General features: G+C 70.9%; 16 protein-coding genes and 2 tRNA genes. 6 read left to right on the top strand and 12 right to left on the bottom strand.

All coding sequences use genetic code 11. The features are described from left to right. Window positions 1-1,192: trigger factor (gene tig, locus ACTHNQ_RS10695; protein WP_440333350.1), on the bottom strand; the 1,192-nt coding region annotated here is incomplete at its 3' end. Window positions 1,193-1,270: 78 nt separating this feature from the next. Continuing rightward, a tRNA-Pro gene (locus ACTHNQ_RS10690) sits at window positions 1,271-1,344 on the bottom strand. 149 nt (window positions 1,345-1,493) lie between these two features. Here ACTHNQ_RS10690 and ACTHNQ_RS10685 point away from each other — a divergent pair. Both ACTHNQ_RS10685 and ACTHNQ_RS10680 read left to right on the top strand, forming a co-directional pair. Beyond that, window positions 1,494-1,567 (top strand) — tRNA-Gly (locus tag ACTHNQ_RS10685). A 94-nt stretch (window positions 1,568-1,661) separates the two neighbouring features. Further along, window positions 1,662-2,564 (top strand): alpha/beta fold hydrolase, encoded by a 903-nt coding sequence (locus ACTHNQ_RS10680; RefSeq protein WP_440333349.1) that lies wholly within the window; start codon window positions 1,662-1,664, stop codon window positions 2,562-2,564. A gap of 11 nt (window positions 2,565-2,575) precedes the next feature. Here ACTHNQ_RS10680 and ACTHNQ_RS10675 read toward each other — a convergent pair whose 3' ends face one another. Together ACTHNQ_RS10675 and ACTHNQ_RS10670 are read right to left on the bottom strand one after the other, a co-directional pair. Further along, window positions 2,576-3,115: a gamma carbonic anhydrase family protein gene (locus tag ACTHNQ_RS10675; RefSeq protein ID WP_440333348.1), complete on the bottom strand. Its 540-nt coding sequence runs from the start codon at window positions 3,113-3,115 to the stop codon at window positions 2,576-2,578. Then, window positions 3,112-5,259 (bottom strand): acyltransferase family protein, encoded by a 2,148-nt coding sequence (locus tag ACTHNQ_RS10670; protein WP_440333347.1) that lies wholly within the window; start codon window positions 5,257-5,259, stop codon window positions 3,112-3,114. The genes ACTHNQ_RS10675 and ACTHNQ_RS10670 overlap by 4 nt, the downstream gene beginning before the upstream one ends. 166 nt (window positions 5,260-5,425) lie before the next feature. Between ACTHNQ_RS10670 and ACTHNQ_RS10665 the strand changes: the two genes are divergently transcribed. Next, window positions 5,426-5,911, top strand: coding sequence for a Dps family protein (locus ACTHNQ_RS10665; protein ID WP_018171017.1), 486 nt, complete (start codon window positions 5,426-5,428; stop codon window positions 5,909-5,911). Between the two features lie 62 nt (window positions 5,912-5,973). On the opposite strand, the gene ACTHNQ_RS10660 is transcribed toward ACTHNQ_RS10665, so the two are convergent. The 8 genes from ACTHNQ_RS10660 to ACTHNQ_RS10625 all read right to left on the bottom strand — a co-directional run bounded on the left by ACTHNQ_RS10660 (window position 5,974) and on the right by ACTHNQ_RS10625 (window position 14,725). Then, window positions 5,974-6,648 (bottom strand): response regulator transcription factor, encoded by a 675-nt coding sequence (locus tag ACTHNQ_RS10660; RefSeq protein WP_440333346.1) that lies wholly within the window; start codon window positions 6,646-6,648, stop codon window positions 5,974-5,976. A gap of 20 nt (window positions 6,649-6,668) precedes the next feature. After that, a complete protein-coding gene (locus tag ACTHNQ_RS10655) occupies window positions 6,669-8,066 on the bottom strand; it encodes a sensor histidine kinase (protein WP_440333345.1) in 1,398 nt (465 codons plus the stop codon). Then, a complete protein-coding gene (locus ACTHNQ_RS10650; RefSeq protein WP_440333344.1) occupies window positions 8,047-9,624 on the bottom strand; it encodes a multicopper oxidase family protein in 1,578 nt (525 codons plus the stop codon). The genes ACTHNQ_RS10655 and ACTHNQ_RS10650 overlap by 20 nt, the downstream gene beginning before the upstream one ends. Before the next feature lie 88 nt (window positions 9,625-9,712). Further along, a complete protein-coding gene (locus ACTHNQ_RS10645) occupies window positions 9,713-11,221 on the bottom strand; it encodes an amidohydrolase (protein ID WP_440333343.1) in 1,509 nt (502 codons plus the stop codon). Continuing rightward, window positions 11,218-11,859, bottom strand: a complete 642-nt coding sequence (locus ACTHNQ_RS10640; protein WP_440333342.1) for an FMN-binding negative transcriptional regulator — start codon at window positions 11,857-11,859, stop codon at window positions 11,218-11,220. Before ACTHNQ_RS10640 ends, ACTHNQ_RS10645 begins: the two co-directional genes overlap by 4 nt. A gap of 35 nt (window positions 11,860-11,894) precedes the next feature. Continuing rightward, the gene (locus ACTHNQ_RS10635) at window positions 11,895-12,893 is read right to left on the bottom strand and encodes an Fpg/Nei family DNA glycosylase (protein WP_440333341.1); all 999 of its coding nucleotides are present in this window, start codon (window positions 12,891-12,893) and stop codon (window positions 11,895-11,897) included. 4 nt (window positions 12,894-12,897) lie between these two features. After that, window positions 12,898-13,443: a ribose-5-phosphate isomerase gene (locus ACTHNQ_RS10630; RefSeq protein WP_440333340.1), complete on the bottom strand. Its 546-nt coding sequence runs from the start codon at window positions 13,441-13,443 to the stop codon at window positions 12,898-12,900. An 82-nt stretch (window positions 13,444-13,525) separates the two neighbouring features. Further along, entirely contained in the window at window positions 13,526-14,725 is a 1,200-nt protein-coding gene (locus ACTHNQ_RS10625) for a ferrochelatase (protein WP_440333339.1), read from the bottom strand. Between the two features lie 54 nt (window positions 14,726-14,779). On the opposite strand from ACTHNQ_RS10625, the gene ACTHNQ_RS10620 reads away from it, so the two are divergent. The 3 genes from ACTHNQ_RS10620 to pepN all read left to right on the top strand — a co-directional run. Further along, window positions 14,780-15,142, top strand: coding sequence for an ArsR/SmtB family transcription factor (locus tag ACTHNQ_RS10620; protein ID WP_440333338.1), 363 nt, complete (start codon window positions 14,780-14,782; stop codon window positions 15,140-15,142). 5 nt (window positions 15,143-15,147) lie between these two features. Next, window positions 15,148-16,836: a SulP family inorganic anion transporter gene (locus tag ACTHNQ_RS10615; RefSeq protein ID WP_440333337.1), complete on the top strand. Its 1,689-nt coding sequence runs from the start codon at window positions 15,148-15,150 to the stop codon at window positions 16,834-16,836. A 113-nt stretch (window positions 16,837-16,949) separates the two neighbouring features. Further along, the coding region (pepN, locus tag ACTHNQ_RS10610; protein WP_440333351.1) for an aminopeptidase N at window positions 16,950-18,842 on the top strand (1,893 nt) is incomplete at its 3' end.

The following is an 18,842-nucleotide window of genomic DNA, read 5'->3' as shown; positions in this document are numbered from 1 at the left end:
TGTTGCGCGCGACCTCGCCGATGATGGCGGGCAGCTGGTTGCCCTCCTGCAGCGCGTTGACGAAGTCCTGCGGCGCCATGCCGTACTGGGCGGCCGACTGCACGAGGTACTGCGTGAGCTCGTCCTGCGAGACCTGCACGTCGACCGACTCGGCGATCTTGTCGAGCAGCATCTGGGTCTTGAACTGCTTCTCGCTGGCCTCGGCGACCTCGGCGCGGTGGACGTCGTCCTCCAGGCGCCCCTCGTTCTCGAGGTGGTTGTGGACCTCGTCCTCGATGAGCTGCGGCGGGACCGGGATCTCGACCTGCTCGAGGAGGACCTCGATGAGCTTGTCGCGCGCCGCGGAGCCCTGCGTGAAGGCGCCCTGCTGGCCGACGCGCTCCTTGAGGCTGTCGCGCAGCTCGGCGATGGTGTCGAACTCGCTCGCGATCTGTGCGAAGTCGTCGTCGGCCTCGGGCAGCTCGCGCTCCTTGACGGCCTTGACCGTGACCGACACCTCGGCCTCTTCGCCGGCGTGGTCGCCGCCGACGAGCTTGGAGCGGAACGTGGTGTCCTCACCCGCGGTGAGCGAGTCGATCGCCTCGTCGATACCCTCGAGCAGCTCGCCCGAGCCCACCTCGTACGAGACACCCTCGGCGCGGTCGATCTCGGTGCCGTCGATCGTCGCGACGAGGTCGAGCTCGACGAAGTCGCCCGACGCGGCGGGGCGGTCGACCGTCACGAGCGTGCCGAAGCGGCCGCGCAGGCGGTCGAGCTCCTCGTCGATGGCGGCGTCGTCGACCTCGATGGCCTCGACCTCGACCGTGGTGCCCTCGAAGGCGGGCAGGTCGAACTCGGGACGCACGTCGACCTCGACCTCGACCTCGAGGTCGCCCGAGAAGTCCTTCTCGTTCGGCCACTCGGTGACCTCGGCGGCCGGACGCCCGAGGACGCGCAGCTCGTGGGCCGAGACGGCCTCGCGGTAGAAGTTGTCGAGGCCCTCGCTGACAGCGTGCTCGAGCACCGCGACGCGGCCGATGCGCTGGTCGATGATGGGGGCGGGGACCTTGCCCTTGCGGAAGCCGGGGATCTGGACGTCCTGAGCGATGTGCTCGTACGCGTGCTTGATCGACGGCTTCAGCTCGTCGGGGCTGACCGTGATGTGCAGCTTGACCCGGGTCGGGCTGAGCTTCTCGACGGTGCTGTTCACCATGCCTGTTACTTCTCCTCTATCGGACCGCGCGAGCGCGCGGCATGAAGGTCTGGGTTCGCAATTCTGTGGGCCGTGATGTCGGGGCGACAGGATTTGAACCTGCGGCCTCCCGCTCCCAAAGCGGGCGCTCTACCAAGCTGAGCTACGCCCCGGGCGGGTTCGCACGCATGCGTGCGCCCTCCTGCGCTCCGAGAAGCGCAGTGGCCCCGAGAAGTCTAGCCGACCCGCCCGGGCACCGCCTGCGATGCCGGAGTCGGCCGTCATGTGCCATAGACTGTCGGATGCCGCGGCTCGCCGCTGCGGGGATGTAGCTCAATGGTAGAGCCTCAGTCTTCCAAACTGATGGTGCGGGTTCGATTCCCGTCATCCCCTCCACAATCCGGTAGGACACACCCCCTCGCGGGTCTCCCGAAGCGCCTCTCCGCGCGGCAGACTGACATCGCACCGTTCGATGCATCTGGGAGCCGCCATGGACGCGAACACGCCGTCACCCCCGCCGGGCACGCCGCGGAAGCTTCCGCGCCGCCCCGCGTCGACGCTCGCCGAGAAGTGGACGCGCGTCGACGGCGTCGACGTGTTCTACCGCGAATCGCCGAACCCGCCGGCCGGCGCGCGCGTGATGGCGCACGTGCACGGGTTCGGTCTGTCGGGGAGGTACTTGCTGCCCACCGCGGAGCGGCTGTCGGACGAGTTCCACACCTACGTGCCCGATCTGCCGGGATTCGGGCGCAGCGGCAAGGCGAAGGGCATGCTCGACATCCCCGACCTCGCACAGGCGGCGCTGCACTTCTTCGACGACCGCGAGGTCGAGCGGGCGACCCTGGTCGGGAACTCGATGGGCTGCCCGGTGATCATCGAGTTCGCGCACCGCTACCCGGAGCGCATCGACCGGGCGGTCCTCGTCTCGCCGGCGGGCGGCATCCACAATCAGCCCCTGCGCAAGGCGATCGGGCAGCTGTCGGCCGACGCCCCGCGCGAGCCGTTCAAGATGGCGACCGTCGCGGTGCCGGACTACGTGCGGTTCGGCATCCCGAGCACGATGCGCATGTTCCGCGCCCTCACCCAGTACCCGTCACTGCAGCGGCTGCTCCAGCTGCGCATCCCCACGCTCGTCGTGCTGGGGCAGCGCGACCCGCTGCTCCCCCACGCCCACCGCGTCGACGAGGTCGCGAGCCAGACCGACAGTCACGTGCTGGTCGTGCTGCTCGAGGGTGCGGCGCACGCCATCAACTACAGCCACCCGGGACAGCTCGCCCACGTCATCCGCGCGTTCATGGACGACCGCCCCATCGAGAACGATCCGTCGTGGCCGGGCCACGTGCGTCTCTACGAGGTGCACCGCGGCAAGAACCACCCGCCCGCCCGCAGCTGAGGCCGCGCCCGTCAGGCGACCGAGACCGCGCCGCGGTGCTCCTCGATGTGGTGCAGGTAGTGCTCGGCGTTGCGCAGCAGTCCGGCGCGCTCGTCATCGGTGAGCTCGCGGCGCACCTTGCCCGGCACGCCGGCGACGAGAGAGCCGTCGGGGATCTCGGCGCCCTCGAGGATCACGGCGCCGCCCGCTATGAGGCATCCGGATCCGATCTTCGCACCGTTGAGGACGACGGCCCCCATGCCGATGAGCGAGCCGTCGCCGATCGTGCAGCCGTGGACGACCGCGTTGTGGCCGACCGACACGTCCTCGCCGATGACGACAGGATGCCCCGCGTCGACGTGGACCGACACGTTGTCCTGCAGGTTGCTGCGGGCTCCGACCGTGATGGTGTCGCCGTCGGCGCGCAGCACCGCGTTGTACCAGACGCTCGCGCCGGGACCGAGGGTCACTCCCCCGACGACCCGGGCGCCGGCGGCGACGAACGAGGTGGGATCCAGCTGAGGGGTCCTGCCCGCGGCGAAGAGGATCGAGGCTCCCGGTGCGACCGTCATGGTGCGACCCTACCCGCCAGCGCCCCCTGGATGGCCTCGGTGTACCAGGGCGCCAGCGTGTCGACGAACGTCACCGTGAGGTGGTCCTGGTCGCGGTAGATGTTCGCGCCGCCGACGACGGGCGCGCACGTGTCCTCGCCGCAGAACACGTCGGTGAAATCGAGCAGCGTGACGGAGTCCAGGCCGGTGGCGGCATCCCTCAGCGGATCGTTCTCGACGAGCACGTCGGAGCGCGCGCCGTCACATTCGGATGCGTCGCGGGTGCGCAGGCATTTGTTGGGGTCGGTCTCCCACACGGGGTTGTCGACGACGGTGATCACCGGGATGCCGCGATCGGTGACGGTGCTCCACGCGTCGCGGTAGCCGGCGACCGCCGCGTCGTGCGACGAGGCATAGCCGGCCGACGAATAGGGCGTGTTGGCGATGGCTGCCGTGAAGACGACGTCGAGGTCGGTGTCATCGATCGCCCGCTGCACTCCCTCGCGCCAGTCCGAGCACGCCGCACCGAAGGCGCCGGGTGTCGACAGCGGGGTCGTGTTCCACGGGCACGCGCCCTTGAACCAGGTGATGAGCTTCCAGCCGTTGGCCTCGGCCATGCGCTGGAAGGTCGGCAGCAGCTGATACGCGTGACTGTCGCCGATGAGCGCCACGCGCGGCGCGTCGGGGGCGTCGGAGCCGAACTCGCACGATACGGGGCGCGAGTCGGTGAGCTGCACGAAGCACTGCGGGTCTTCGGGCCGGTCGATGCCGGCGAATCCGGGAGCGGGCAGGATCTTGTCGCCGAAGTCCGTGCCGGCGCAGGACGGATCCAGGACGGATGCCGCACCGAAGCACTCCGGCGGGTTCTGCTGCAGCTGCGCGATGTCGCGGGTGCCCTGGTTGTACAGGGGCGCGTTGACGAACCACGCGGTCGCCGCCACGAGCGCGACCACGACCATCGCGGCGAGGGAAGACCACAGGGTGACCCGGGCCGGGCGCGTCGTCAGCACCTTCCAGCCGCGCACGGGATCTTCGACGAACCGCTTGGTGAGCCAGGCCAGCACGAAGCAGATGACGAGCAGGGCGACGCGGTGGTAGATGGTCAGCCCCCAGAACGGCACCGACGGCGCGATGATGATGAGCGGCCAGTGCCACAGGTACAGCGAGTACGAGATGTCGCCGACGAACTGGGCGGGACGGATCGACAGGATGCGGGTCGGGTACCACCAGCGCTCGGTGTTCGAGGCGGCGATGACAGCGGCGGCGCCCAGCGTCGGCAGGGCCGCCATGTACCCGGGGAACGGCGTCTGGCCGTCGAACGTGAAGGTGACGTAGACGAGTATCAGGATGCCGCCCCAGCCGAGCACGAAGCTGCCGATCGCGTTGCGCACCCGCAGCATCGGGACGAGCGCGATCATCGCGCCGACGCCGAACTGCCACATGCGGCCGAAGGTGACGAAGTACGCCGGTGCCGGGTTGGTGATGGTGAACACGACGCAGAACGCGAACGAGACCACGGTGACGATGCCGAGCGCGACGAGGATCGCACGGCGCCGAGCGCCGCGGAAGTACTTCACGCCGATCCACGCGGCCAGCAGCATGATGAGCGGCCACATCACGTAGAACTGCTCTTCCAGCGACAGCGACCAGTAGTGCTGGACCGTCGTCGGCGAGCCCGAGTGGTTGAGGTAGTCGGCCGAGTTGAGCGCCAGGTACCAGTTCTCGACGTAGAACGTCGACGCGAGGATCTCGCGCACCTCGTTCGGCAGCGCCGAGGTCGGCATGAGGTACGGCGACATCACGACGACGGCGCAGAACAGCAGGACGAGAAGGGATGCCGGCAGCAGGCGCCGTGCACGACGCGCCCAGAATTGCCCGAGCTTGACGGTGCCCGTCGCCGTCATCTCGCGCATGAGGTGCGAGGTGATGAGGAAGCCCGAGATCACGAAGAAGATGTCGACGCCGATGTAGCCGCCCGTGATGCGGCCGGGCCAGAAGTGGTAGAGCACGACGCACAGCACCGCGATCGCGCGCAGTCCCTGCACGTGGGGAAGGAAGCGCGAGGGTTCGGCGTGTTCGGGCGAGCGGTCGTGGGGCTCTCGGGTCACGGTCTTGGCGGGAACGCCCAGATGCTGCGGTCCGAGGTCGTGATCTGCGGAAGGCACGCATCGACGTTAGCCGCTCCGGGGCCGCGAGCCCGCACCGACGGCGCGGAACACGGGATTAGCCCAGCCTTCTCTTGCTTGCGGAATGACTCCCCGTGAGTAGCGTTGCAGTCACTGGAGGACGACCGCCCCGATCGGCGGCACTCCGCAGATGGAGGCGAGAGACATGACAGACACGAAGACCGTTCCCGCTACCGCAGCGAACCCCGATGCCGCCGCCGCGACGGCGCAGTTCCTCACCCCCGTTGTCCTCGGACTTCAGGGCCTCGCCGTCAACGGCAAGCAGGCGCACTGGAACGTGCGCGGGGCGAACTTCATCGCGATCCACGAGCTGCTCGACGCGGTGGTCGCCAACGCGCAGGCCGGCGCCGACCAGGCCGCCGAGCGGATCGTCGCCCTGGGCCTCCCGGTCGACGCCCGCGTGGCCACCGTCGCCGAGAAGACGCCGGCGACGGCCGTCCCGGCGGGCTTCACCCAGTGGGACGCGCTCATCCGCAACGTGATCACCGACATGGACGCCGTGATCGGCGACGTGCAGGCCGCGATCGACGGGCTCGACGAGTTCGACCTCACCAGCCAGGACGTCGTGATCGGCATCAAGGAGACGCTGGAGAAGGACCGCTGGTTCCTCTTCGCGCACCTCGCCGAGTGAACGTGACGACATGACGAAGGGCCCCGGGCATCGCCTGGGGCCCTTCGTCATGTCGGACCGGATCAGGGATGCTGCAGGAAGGCGAGGACGGCGAGCACCCGGCGGTGCTCGGTGCCCGACTCCTCCAGCCCGAGCTTCGCGAAGATGGCGCTGATGTTCTTCTCGACCGCGCCCACGCCGATGAACAGCCGCTGCGCGATGCTGGCGTTGCTGCGGCCCTCGGCCATCAGGGTCAGCACATCGCGCTCGCGCGGCGTCAGCGTCGACAGCGGGTCCGGCCGGGCCGACAGCAGTCCCTGCACGACGAGCGGATCGAGCACGGTGCCGCGCTCGCGGACGCGGACGACGGCATCCGAGAACTCCTCCAGAGACGTCACGCGGTCTTTGAGGAGGTACCCGACACCGCCCTCGCCGCCGGCGAGGAGCTCGCGGGCGTACACGCCCTCGACGTACTGGCTGAGCACGAGGATCCCCACCTCGGGCAGTGCGGCGCGCAGCGCGAGGGCCGCCTTGATCCCCTCGTCCCGGAACCCCGGAGGCAGACGCACGTCGAGGATCGCGACGTCGGCCCGGGCGTCGCGCACCCGCGACACGACGTCTTCGGCATCGCCCCACGCGCCCGCTGTCGTGTAGCCGGCCTCGTCGAAGAGCCGCACGAGGCCCTCCCGCAGAAGGACGGAGTCTTCGAACAGGACGACGCGGAGCCTGGACGGATCATGCGCGGAGGAGACGGCCACCCCCTCAGGATAGGGATCCGTCACGGCGCGACCGTCAGCGGCACGTGCGCGCCGACCGAGGTCGGCCCGCCGACGGGGCTCTCGATGACGAGGACGCCGCGGAGCCCGGCGACACGTTCGCGCAGGCCCTCCAGCCCGTGTCCGGCAGAGAGCACCGCTCCCCCGCGTCCGTTGTCGACCAGCCACACATCGAGGTGCGTCGGCGTGCCCGCCGTCGAGCGGCGCAGCGTCGCGCGGAGCGTGGCGGCGGTCGCACCGGAGTGCTTCACGACGTTCGTCATGAGCTCGGCGACGACGAAGTACACCGTGCGCGCGACCTCCTGACTGACCGCGCGGTCGATGGCCGGATCGACCTCGACCTGGACCCACAGCGGCGAGCTCGTGGCGAGCGCGTCGAGAGCCGCGGCCAGACCGCGGTCCTGCAGCAGGGGCGGTGCGACACCGCTCGACAGCGCGCGCAGCTCGTCCAGCGCGGCCTTCGCGTGGCCGCGGGCCTCGCGGGCGAGTTCGGCGGCGGCATCCGCGTCTCCGGCCTCTGCGCGGCGCTCGAGGGCGGCGAGGTCCATCTGCAGCCGCACCAGGCGCTGCTGCGGACCGTCGTGGATGTCGCGCTCGAGACGGCGCAGGGCCACATCTTCGGCGTGCACGGCGGCGCCGCGGGCCGCGGCCTCGGCGCGCACCTCGGCTGCCAGCTCGTCCGAGCTCCAGCGGCCGAGCATCGCGTCGGCGACCGCGTGGTGTCCGCGAGCGAGCCCGCCGAGCACCCACGGCATCGTGAACGTGAAGACGATGCCGGCGACGAGGTACAGGACGACCTCGACGGCCCAGGCATCCCATCCGCCGAACAGCCACGGGACGCCGGCCGAGACGTACTGGCCCCAGTCCCCGTTGTCGGCGCCGCTCGGGAGGAACACGCCCCAGAACCAGTACGTGAGTCCGCCCAGTCCGACGCTCAGCCAGACGGTCGTGATCGCGAACGACACGGTGCTGATGATGGGCGTGACGATCATCCCGTGCGTGAGGTACGCCCAGTAGTGCGCGTTGCGCACCGGGCGGGTGAGCGTCGCCCAGAAGCCGGTCCTGTCGGGCCCGTCGCGGTTCCACTCCGGCTCGGAGATGGGAGGCAGACCCGTCAGCCGCAGCATGAAGCGGTCGGCGATGCCGAATCCGCGCGCGATGAGGAGCGTCAGCACCATGAGCGGCAGCCCGATCACGATGACGAGCAGACCGACGCTCGTCCAGAACAGCGACGCCAGCAGGCTCACCGAGATCATGGCGAGCACGAACACGGCGAGGAGGTACAGCGCGCTGCCGGGAGTGCGCAGCCAGGCGCGCCCGTACGACGCCCAGAACCCGTCCGTCGCGGCGCGCGTCGCCTCCGGCCCGAGCGGGGCGGTCTCAGTGGTCGTTGTGGTCATCGTTCTCTCCCTCGGGGCGAGTCAGGGCGGGCTGCTGGCCCGGCTCGACGACCAGGAACTGTCCCATCATGCCCTGGTCTTCGTGCCACAGCAGGTGGCAGTGGTACATGTACGGCGTCGTCGGGTCGGCGAAGTCGTCGAACCTCACGAGAAGGCGGTATTCCCGGTCGCCTTCGAGGGCGATCGTGTCCTTGTAGCCCGCGAGACGGGCCGGCGGCGGCGAGCCGTCGATGCTCAGGATCCGGTACTGCATGTCGTGGACGTGGAACGAATGCGGCAACGGGTTGTCGTTGCGGACGGTCCACACCTCGGCGGTGTTCACGGTCGCGACGACGTCGGCACGGCCGAGGTCCATCTGCGCGTCGTTGATGTTGTGACCCGACATCACGAACGTGCGCTCGGCGACGGCATCCGCGGCGTCCGGCGCGGGCACGTCGGCCAGGTGCGCCGGGACGTCCGGCGACGGCGAGAGGGATGCCGCAGCCCGCAGCTCGAGCACGTCGAACGCCGCCGAGCCGGCGTGGAGCGCGGGATCCGGCGCGTTCGAGCGGAGGGCGATGCGCTCACCGGGCCGGAGCGTCACGACGATCTCGGCGCGTTCTCCGGGCGAGAGCGGGATGTCGGTCGAGGCGACGGGGGCCTCCAGCAGTCCGCCGTCCGTGCCGATGAGGTCGAACTCCCGCCCGTCCGCGAGCGCGAAGTCGTACATGCGCGCGCTAGAGCCGTTCAAGAGGCGCAGCCGCACCTTCTCGGTCGTGACGTCGAGGTACGGCGCGACCGTGCCGTTGACGAGGATCGTGTCGCCCAGCACGCCGTCGAACTGCATGCCGAGCCCGCCGGCGAAGGCGCCGTCGGCGTTGAAGGAGCGGTCCTGCACGATGAGCGGGAAGTCGTCGACGCCGTAGTCCCGCGGCAGCGCGAGCGCGGACTCCTCGTCGTCGCGCACCAGGAACATGCCGGCGAGCCCGGCGTCCACCTGCTCGCGCGTGCGGCCGTGCAGATGCGGGTGGTACCAGAGCGTCGCGGCGGGCTGGTCGACCGTCCACGTGGGCTGCCACAGCGCGCCTGCGGCGATCGGCGTGTGAGGGCCGCCGTCCATCGCCGCCGGAAGGTGCATGCCGTGCCAGTGCACCGTCGTCGTGTCGGCCAGCGCGTTGGTGACGTCGACGCGCACCTGCTCGCCGCGCTCGGCGACCAGCGTGGGGCCGAGGTAGGAGCCGTTGTAGCCGAGGGTCGGCGTCGCGCCCTGCGGGACGAACGACGTGCGTCCCTCGGCCGCGGTCAGGGCGAACACCCGCACGCCGTCCTCGATGTGGGACTCCGCGAGCGGGGGCACCGCCACAGGGCTCTCGAACCTCACCGTGCCGGCCGCGGGCGGTGTCGCCCGGACCGAGTTGGTCGCGAACCAGACGGCCGCCGCACCGACCAGCAGCGCGATGACGGCCAGCGGCGCCACGATGAGCCCGATCACGAGTCCCCGACGGCGGCGCCGCCGCGGAGGCGGCACGGCGGGCATGAGACCCGGAGGGGCAGGGGGCGCGGGCACGTCTGAAGTCATGCCTCCAGCCTCGCGACGGCGCCGGGATGACGGCATCCGACGCTCTCCCGAACCGGTACGGGGGCAGACCCCCCGTACGCGCCTGGGGTCAGGCCACGTGGGTGAGGCGGCCGCCGACGAGCGTCGCCGACACGCGCATGCCTCGCAGCGCGGCTTCGTCGGCCGTCAGCGGGTCGTGCTCGCACACGGCGAGATCCGCGATGTCGCCCGGCCGAAGACGCGCCGCGACCGCGGAGCCCCCTCGCGTGGATGCCGCCAGCGCGGTCGCCGCGTCGACCCGCTGCTGCGGCTGCCAGGCGTCGCGCCCGTCGCGTGTGCGGAACACGGCCGACGCCATCGCCGCCCACGGATCGAGCGGCGCGACAGGCGCATCCGATCCGAACAGCAGGTTCGCGCCGGTGTCGGCGAGCGCCCGAAGCGGATACGGCTGCGCCGTCTGCCCGGACCACACGGTGTCGGTGAGGTCCCGGTCGTCGAGCGCGTGCTCGGGCTGGACGCTGGCCCCCACGCCGAGGCGGCCGAACCGAGGGATGTCGGCGTGAGCGACGAGCTGCGCGTGCTCGATCGTGCCCCACGCGCCCGTCGCGCCGAACGCCTCCAGCGCGTGCGAGTTCGCGACGTCTCCGATCGCGTGGATCGCAGAGGCGATACCCGCCCCCGTGGCACGGGTCATGAGCTCGACGAGGGTCGCGAGATCGACGGTGAGCAGACCGTGGTTGTGCGCGTCGCCCGGGTAGTGGTGCGAGCACGCGGCGGTGCGTGTGCCCAAGGAGCCGTCGGTGATCACCTTGAGCGGGCCGACGCGGACCAGGTCGTGAGCCCGGTCTCCGCGGACGGCGTCGCCGGTCTGGAGGCCCTGCGCGATCGCACGCTCCAGGAACTCGGGGTAGATGCCGTACGACACCCGCAGCGCGTCGAACCCGGCTGCCAGCCGGCGCGCCCAGGCCTCGTCGTTCCACGCCATGTCGAAGTCGACGAGCCCGGTCACGCCGCGGGAGGCGGCATCCTGCGCCATGCTCGCCACGAGCGGATCCGACACCGACACGTCGACGGCGTTCAGCCGCCGCGAGATCTCGAACGCGGGCTCCTCGCGCAGCAGCCCGACGCCGTCCGGCTCGAACCCCTCGCGCCGCAGTGCGGCCGAGTTCAGCCAAACGCTGTGCACGTCCGCGTTGATGAGGTAGGTCGGGACCTCACCGGTGGCCGCATCCAGCACGGCGAGGTCCGGCAGGTCCGGCCAGAAGGCGTCACGGAACCCGCTGCCGACCCGTCGCCCGTCGGGGAGCGTCGGCGCCTGCGCCATGAGCGTCGCCGCATGGGCCGCCGAGACCGCCTCTCCGAGCGGCAGGCGCTGCGCCGACAGCGCCCACTGCACGACGTGCACGTGGTGGTCCCAGAGCCCAGGGATCACCCGACCGCCCTCGGCATCGACCACGACGCCACGACGCGGCAGCGCACCCGCCGGCGCGATGTCGACCACGAGCCCGTCGGCGAGGTGGACGTCGACGACCTCGTCCCCGAAGGGATCCGTGCGCTCCGAGCCGGTCAGCCGGGCGTTCGCGATCACCTCAGGCGCGTCGCCGCGCTCCGCCGTCACCGCGCGGCCCTGCGCGTCTCGAAGTCGCGGCGCATCTCACCGGGCAGCCGCGGGTCGGCGTACGGGCTGCCGCCCGCCTCGAGCTCGGCGATCACCGTCTCGACGATCTCGTCGGACTTGTTCTGGCTGAGCTTGCGCTTGCCGACCACGCGGGTCGGCGTCAGCCGGAAGCCCACCGTGCCCCGTTCGAGGCGGCGGACGAAGTCGGGATCGTTCGGCGGCTCCCACATCAGCCGGGGCTGCGGCATCCCGCTCTCGAACCGCGCGACGAGGCGCTCGAGCACCTGCAGGTTCTCTTCGGGCGTGAGGAGCTCGGGGATGCCGCTCAGATGCGCCGACACGAAGTTCCAGGTGGGAACGCTCTGCACGTCGCCGTACCAGCCGGGCGAGACGTAGCCGTGAGGGCCCTGCACCACCACGAGCAGCTCGCGCTCGCCGAGCCCGTGGACGAGGTCGTCGGGCTTGCCGACGTGACCGACGATCGTGAAGTCGTCGCGCCCCTCGTCCAGGAGCACCGCGTAGTGCGAGGCGACGAGGCCCTGGTCGGTCGCGCTCACGATCGTCACCCACGGGTTCTGGTCGATGAGGCGGCGGATCTCGCCGACATCGGTCATCGCGAAGCTGGGGTTCTGGCGCATGCGCTCAGCCTATTCGCGCGGGAGAAGGCGCCGGATCACGCCTGGCACGAGGGGCACCAGTAGAGCTTGCGCCCCGCCGCCTCCTCCACCACGATCGTCGTTCCGCACACGCGGCAGGGAAGACCCGCACGGTGGTACACCCAGTGCCGGTCGTCACGGCTGGCCATCGCCGCGCGGTACGCGTCGGGGTCGAGGTCGTCCATCGTCATCATCTGGCCGGTCTCGACGCCGATCGCGAGCAGGCGCACCCAGTCCCGCCACAGGTCGCGCACGACCTCCTCGGGGACGTCCCGGCCCGGGGTGTGCGGGTTCTGCCGCGCCCGGAACAGCAGCTCGGCGCGGTACACGTTGCCGATCCCGCTCACGACGTTCTGGTCCATGAGGAGCAGGCCGATCGCGGTGGGCTTGCGCCGCACCACCGAGGTGAAGCGCTCCTCGCCCTCGGCGACGTCGTCGACGAGCGGATCCGGCCCGAGCTTCGCGATCGTCGCCGCCACCTCGTCGGGCGTCTGGAGCTCGCACGCGGTGGGGCCGCGCAGGTCGGCGCACGTGACGTCCGTCAGCAGGCGCAGTCGCACCTGTCCGACGACGGGCGGGGGCCACTCCTCCCCCTCGTCGGCGAGCCCCGTGGTCTGCTCCGACATGCGCACGTGCACACGCGCGCGGCGCGGGGCGCCGATCGAGGTCAGGGAGTTCTCGCCCGCCGTGTCGAGGATCGGGTCGCCGAGGTCGGTGCCGCGCTGGTTCGTCTGCCCCATCCGGCCGTTGGCCGACGCGATCGTCGGGTCGACCAGGATCTCGCCGGCGAAGTCCCACGCCCCGTACATGCCGAGGTGCACGCGAAGCCACAGGTCGTCGTCGAACTCGAGGAACATCTGCTTGCCGACCGCACGAACCTCGGTGGCCGTCCGTCCGCTCAGGATCGCCGCGCCCTCGGCGAAGCGGCCCTGCGGACTGGAGGCGAGCACCGGGCGACCGACGAAGTTGCGGTCGAACTGGCGTGCGATGCGGTGGACGGAATGGCCCTCGGGCATCGGGTCAGCCGGCTTCGGGGTCGAACGAGCTGTCGTCGGCCGCCAGCACGTCCGGGCCGCCGGCCGACGCGCGCGGGTCGGGCAGCAGCGAGCCGTCCGCCTCGTACGCGGCGAGCTGCGCGATGCGGCGGGCGTGACGCTCCTCGCCCGAGAACGGCGTCGCGATGAACCGGTCGATGAACGACACGGCCTCGTCGAACGTGTGCTGGCGGGCGCCGATCGCGATCACGTTGGCGTCGTTGTGCTCACGGGCGAGCTCTGCCGTGGCGATGCTCCACACGAGCGCGGCGCGGATGCCCGTCACCTTGTTCGCCGCGATCTGCTCGCCATTGCCCGAACCGCCGAACACGATGCCGAGCGCCTCGATGCCGGCGGCCTGGTCGCGCACGACCGCCTGCGCGGCCCGGATGCAGAAGGCCGGGTAGTCGTCGAGCGGGTCGTACTCGAGCGGACCGTGGTCGACGACCTCGTGCCCCGCCGCGGCGAGGTGGTGAAGCAGCTGCGTCGAGAACTCGAGGCCGGCGTGGTCGGTCGCGATGTGGATGCGCATGGGCTCAATCCTAGAGAGGGGCGGGCAGGAGGGGACGGGATGCCGGCGGTCGCGGCATCCACTCGACAGGGAGGGGTCCGGATCAGGGGGCGATGCCGGCGGCGGCGGGCTTGAACCCGGCGCGGACGTTCTCGCAGCACGCCGGACGGCACACGTCGAACCAGGGGCCGAGTCCGGTCGCGTGCGGGCGCTCCGACGCGGGTGTGCCGTTCAGGCGCTCCTCGACCAGGTCGACGAGGCCCGCCACGAAGACGGGGTCGACGCCCGGGGTCGGCGTGCGGACCGCGCGGATGCCGGCCTCTTCGGCCGCCTCCATGGCCTCGGTGTCGAGGTCCCACAGGACCTCCATGTGGTCGCTCATGAACCCCACGGGCACGATCGCGACCGCCTGGATGCCGGCGGCCGGCAGCTCGGCGATCACGTCGTTGACGTCGGGCTCGAGCCATGGCTGGCTCGCGGGGCCCGACCGCGACTGATAGACGAGGTCCCAGCCGATCCGCTCGGCGCCGGGGACCTCGGCCGCCACGGCCGCCATCACGACCTCCGCCACCGCGAGGTGCTGCGCGGCGTAGGCTCCGCCCTCGCCGAGATCGCGGTGCAGCTCGTCGCCCTCGCGCGGTCCGGAGCGCTCGGCGTCGGCCGTCGGGATGCTGTGCGTCGAGAACAGCACTCGGACCGCCTCGGGCGCGATGCCGTCATCGAGGAATCCGGCGACCGCTGCGCGCACGCCGTCGATGAACGGCTGCACGAACCCGGGGTGGTCGAAGAACTGGCGCACCTTGTCGATGCTCACCGTGTCCGCGAGCCCCGTCTCGGTCAGCACCCGAGCGAAGTCCTCGCGGTACTGGCGGCAGCTCGAGAACGACGAGTAGGCGCTCGTCGCGAGCCCGAGGAGCTTCGTGTCGCCGGCGGCGGCGGCATCCTTCACCGCCTCGTCGAGGTAGGGCGACCAGTTGCGGTTGCCCCAGTACACCGGCAGCTCGATGCCGCGGCGCGCCAGCTCGGCCTCGAGCGCCGCCTTCAGCGCGCGGTTCTGAGCGTTGATCGGGCTGACGCCGTCGAAGTGGCGGTAGTGGTGCGCGACCTCTTCGAGCCGTTCGTCGGGGATACCCCGACCTCGGGTGACGTTGCGCAGGAACGGGATGACGTCGTCCTGACCCTCAGGGCCGCCGAAGCCGGCCAGCAGGATGCCGTCGTAGGCGACGGGGACCTCGACGAAGGGCGCACCGGGGGCCGCGGCGGGAGAGGCGAACGGGACGAGAGGCTGTTCGGCGGGGCTCACCCCTCCATCCTGACACCGCCGCTGCGGTCATCCCGGCGATATGATGACTTCATCATGCCGCTAACACGCCAGCAGCGTCCGCTGTACGAGGTCAAGGCCGGGCTCTTCAAGGGTCTGTCGCACCCGTTCCGGATCCGCATCCTCGAGCTCCTGTCGGCCGCCGACGAGGTGAGCGTCGCCGACCTCCAGTCCGAGACCGGCCTCGAGGCGTCGCACCTGTCGCAGCACCTGTCGGTGCTGCGGCGTCATCGTCTCGTCGAGTCGGAGCGTCGTGCGAGCCACGTCTACTACCGGCTCACCGACGCCAAGGTCGCCGAGCTGCTCGCCGTCGCCCGTGCGCTGCTGCTCGACGTGCTGGCGAACGACCGCGAGATGCTCGCGGACGCCGGGTCGCTGCCGACGCTCCCCGCCAGATGACCGGGATGGATGCCGCACCCCACGAGCGTCGCGCACGCCGGTTCGCCCGCGCGGTGCGCGCGCTCCTGCCGTCGACGGGCGACTACCGCGACCTGAAGCGCACGTGGCGCGGCGACCTCGTCGCGGGGGTGACCGTCGGCATCGTGGCACTCCCCCTCGCCCTGGGGTTCGGCGTCAGCTCGGGTCTCACCGCAGAGGCGGGTCTCGTCACCGCGATCGTCGCCGGGCTGCTCGCGGCCGTCTTCGGCGGGTCGAACGTCCAGGTATCGGGGCCGACCGGTGCGATGGTCGTGGTCCTCGTGCCCATCGTCGCATCGCACGGTGCGGGCGCCGTCGCAGCGATCAGCGTGCTCGCCGGCGTCGTCGTGCTGGCGGCGGGACTGCTGCGACTCGGCCGTGCGGTGTCGTTCATCCCCTGGCCCGTCATCGAGGGGTTCACCCTCGGCATCGCCGTCATCATCTTCGTGCAGCAGGTGCCCCTCCTGGTGTCGCCGACGCCGGCCGGCGCGGGCGAGCACAGCTCCAACGCCGTGGTGGCCGCGGCGCAGGCCGTCGCCGGAGCGGATCGGGCCTACGTGCCGTGGGCGCTGGGCGCGGCGGCGGTCGTGGTCGCCTGCATGCTCGTGGCGCCCCGCATCCACCCCGCCCTGCCCGGGTCGCTCATCGGCATCGCGATCGTCACCGTGCTCGCAGTCGTGCTCCCGACACCCCTGGCCGTCATCGGCGCGCTGCCGTCGTCGCTGCCCGCGCCGGCGTTCCCGGCCGTCGGCCCCGCGACCCTCGGCGACCTGGCCATGCCCGCCCTGACGGTCGCGGCGCTCGCCGCGATCGAGTCCCTGCTGTCGGCCCGGGTCGCGGCATCTCTGGCCGACACGGGGCCGTACGACCCCGACCGCGAGCTCGTCGGGCAGGGGGTCGCCTCGATCGGCTCGGGACTGTTCGGAGGGATGCCGGCGACCGGCGCGATCGCCCGCACGGCCGTCAACGTCCGCTCCGGCGGGAGATCGCGGCTCGCGTCGATCGTCCACGCGGCCGTGCTGCTGGGCGTCGTGCTGTTCGCGTCGGGACCGGTCGGCGCGATCCCGCTCGCCGCACTGGCCGGCGTGCTGATGCTCACCGCCGTGCGCATGGTCCACCTCGCCACCGTCCGCTCCCTGCTCAGGTCCACGCGCGCGGACGCGAGCGCCTTCCTCCTGACCGCGATCGTGACCGTGTCGTTCGACCTCATCGTCGCCGTCGTGATCGGCGTCCTCTTCGCCGGGATCTTCGCACTGCGGGGCCTCGCGGGAGCCACCGCCGTCCATCGCGAGGAGCCGCCCGGCCCGCCGAGTCCCGAGGACGCCCGCATCGCGATCATCCGCGTCGACGGGCCGCTGTTCTTCGCCGCCGCCGACAAGGTGTTCGACGCCGTCACGGCCCTGCGCGACGTCACCGTCGTGGTGCTGCGGATGTCACGGATCGAGCTCGTCGACGCGACGGGGGCGCGCGTGCTGACCGACATCGTGCAGACCCTCGAGCGACGCGGCGTGACGGTGCTCATCAAGGGCGTGCAGCCGGGCCATGAAGAGCTGTTCCGCACGGTGGGCGTGCTCGACTCGCTCCGCCATCGCAATCACCTGTTCGAGGACCTGCCGGCCGCCGTCGAGCACGCGCGCGACCACGTCAGACGGCGATTCGGGGCCCGCACCACGTAGGCTGGGACGGTTGTCGCGGGTGCCAGCAGTGCCCGCGGCGGCCGCCGGAACGGGCCTGCGCATCGCGGAGGCTTCGAGATCATCCGTCATCCTCACCCATGGGAGCCACAGCAGTGCCTGGAGAGAACCTCACCCGCATCGAGGCGCAGGAGCGCCGCGCGATCGTCGACACGCAGTCGTACGAGGTCGTGCTCGACCTGATGAAGGGCGCCGAGATCTTCGGATCGCGCACCGTCGTGCGCTTCACGGCGACGCCCGGCGCCTCGACCTTCATCGACCTCATCGCACGCGACGTGCGCGAGATCACCCTCAACGGCCGGTCCATCGATCCTGCCGCCGCGTTCGCGGACTCGCGCATCGCGCTGGACGACCTCGCCGCCGACAACGAGCTCGTGATCGACGCCGACTGCCTCTACACCAACACCGGTGAGGGCCTGCACCGATTCGTCGACCCCGTCGACGGCGAGGTGTACCTCTACTCGCAGTTCGAGGTGCCCGACTCGCGCCGCGTGTTCGCGGTGTTCGAGCAGCCCGACCTCAAAGCGACGTTCCAGTTCACGATCACGGCCCCCGAGCCGTGGAAGGTCGTCTCGAACTCCCCCACACCCGACTCCCAGCGCCACGGCGACGGCAGTGCGACGTGGACGTTCGAGCCGACTCCGCGCATCTCGTCGTACATCACGGCTCTCATCGCCGGCCCGTACGAGGCCACCTTCTCGGAGCTCACGAGCGCCTCGGGCCGCGTGATCCCCCTCGGCGTGTACGGGCGCAAGAGCCTGTGGCAGTTCCTCGACGCCGACTACATCTTCGACAAGACGCGTGAGGGCTTCGCGTACTTCGAGGAGAAGTTCGACTTCCCGTACCCGTTCGCGAAGTACGACCAGCTGTTCGTGCCCGAGTTCAACGCCGGCGCCATGGAGAACGCGGGCGCGGTGACCTTCACCGAGACCTACGTCTTCCGCTCCAAGGTCACCGACGCCGTCAAGGAGCGCCGCGTCGTCACGATCCTCCACGAGCTCGCCCACATGTGGTTCGGCGATCTCGTGACCATGAAGTGGTGGAACGACCTGTGGCTCAACGAGTCGTTCGCGGAGTGGGCGTCGACCATCGCCACCGCCGAGGCCACGGAGTGGACCGAGGCCTGGACGACGTTCAATGCGATGGAGAAGACCTGGGCGTACCGTCAGGATCAGCTGCCCTCGACGCACCCGGTCGTGGCGCAGATCAACGACCTCGAAGACGTCCAGGTCAACTTCGACGGCATCACGTACGCCAAGGGCGGATCGGTCCTCAAGCAGCTGGCTGCATGGGTCGGCATCGAGGCGTTCTTCGGCGGCGTCGCCGCCTACTTCAAGAAGCACCAGTGGTCCAACACCGAGGTGGGCGACCTGCTCGCCGAGCTCGAGGCCACCAGCGGCCGTGAGCTGTCGACCTGGTCGAAGAAGTGGCTCGAGACCGCGGGCGTCAACACGCTCGCGCCCGAGATCGTCACCGACGTCGACGGCAGCATCACGCGGTTCGCGATCGTGCAGACGGCTCCCGCCGATTACCCGACCATCCGCCCGCACCGCCTCGGCGTCGGCTTCTACGAGCTCGACGGCGACGCGCTCGTCCGCGTCCATCACGTCGAGCTCGACGTCGACGGTGACCTGACCGAGGTTCCCGAGCTCAAGGGCCACAAGCGCCCGGCGCTGGTGCTGCTCAACGACGAAGACCTGGCCTACGCCAAGATCCGACTCGACGCACAGTCGCTTCAGACGGCCATCGACCACCTCGGCAAGATCAGCGACCCGCTGGCGCGCTCGCTCGTGTGGGGCGCCGCATGGGACCAGACGCGCGACGCCGAGGCATCCGCCTCCGACTACGTCGACCTCGTCCTGCGCAACATCGGGGCCGAGACCGAGTCGACCACCGTGCGCACGACGCTCGGTCAGCTGCAGCTCGCCGCGAACTCGTACGTCGCGCCCGAGAAGCGCGACGCCACTCGCGCCAAGGTCGCCGACGCG

This window comes from Microbacterium sp., from assembly GCF_051953575.1.
Classification (GTDB): Bacteria; Actinomycetota; Actinomycetes; order Actinomycetales; family Microbacteriaceae; genus Microbacterium.
The sequence above is the reverse complement of the archived record's forward strand: the minus strand, read 5'-3'. Positions and strand labels throughout refer to the sequence as shown.

Bases quoted from the DNA above. Each gene is read 5' to 3' on its own strand.
- ACTHNQ_RS10680 (WP_440333349.1), top strand. From the start codon at position 1,662: ATGGACGCGAACACGCCGTCACCCCCGCCGGGCACGCCGCGGAAGCTT.
- ACTHNQ_RS10615 (WP_440333337.1), top strand. From the start codon at position 15,148: ATGGATGCCGCACCCCACGAGCGTCGCGCACGCCGGTTCGCCCGCGCG.
- ACTHNQ_RS10665 (WP_018171017.1), top strand. From the start codon at position 5,426: ATGACAGACACGAAGACCGTTCCCGCTACCGCAGCGAACCCCGATGCC.
- ACTHNQ_RS10640 (WP_440333342.1), bottom strand. From the start codon at position 11,859: ATGCGCCAGAACCCCAGCTTCGCGATGACCGATGTCGGCGAGATCCGC.
- ACTHNQ_RS10650 (WP_440333344.1), bottom strand. From the start codon at position 9,624: ATGACTTCAGACGTGCCCGCGCCCCCTGCCCCTCCGGGTCTCATGCCC.
- ACTHNQ_RS10620 (WP_440333338.1), top strand. From the start codon at position 14,780: ATGCCGCTAACACGCCAGCAGCGTCCGCTGTACGAGGTCAAGGCCGGG.
- ACTHNQ_RS10655 (WP_440333345.1), bottom strand. From the start codon at position 8,066: ATGACCACAACGACCACTGAGACCGCCCCGCTCGGGCCGGAGGCGACG.
- ACTHNQ_RS10630 (WP_440333340.1), bottom strand. From the start codon at position 13,443: ATGCGCATCCACATCGCGACCGACCACGCCGGCCTCGAGTTCTCGACG.
- ACTHNQ_RS10635 (WP_440333341.1), bottom strand. From the start codon at position 12,893: ATGCCCGAGGGCCATTCCGTCCACCGCATCGCACGCCAGTTCGACCGC.
- ACTHNQ_RS10675 (WP_440333348.1), bottom strand. From the start codon at position 3,115: ATGACGGTCGCACCGGGAGCCTCGATCCTCTTCGCCGCGGGCAGGACC.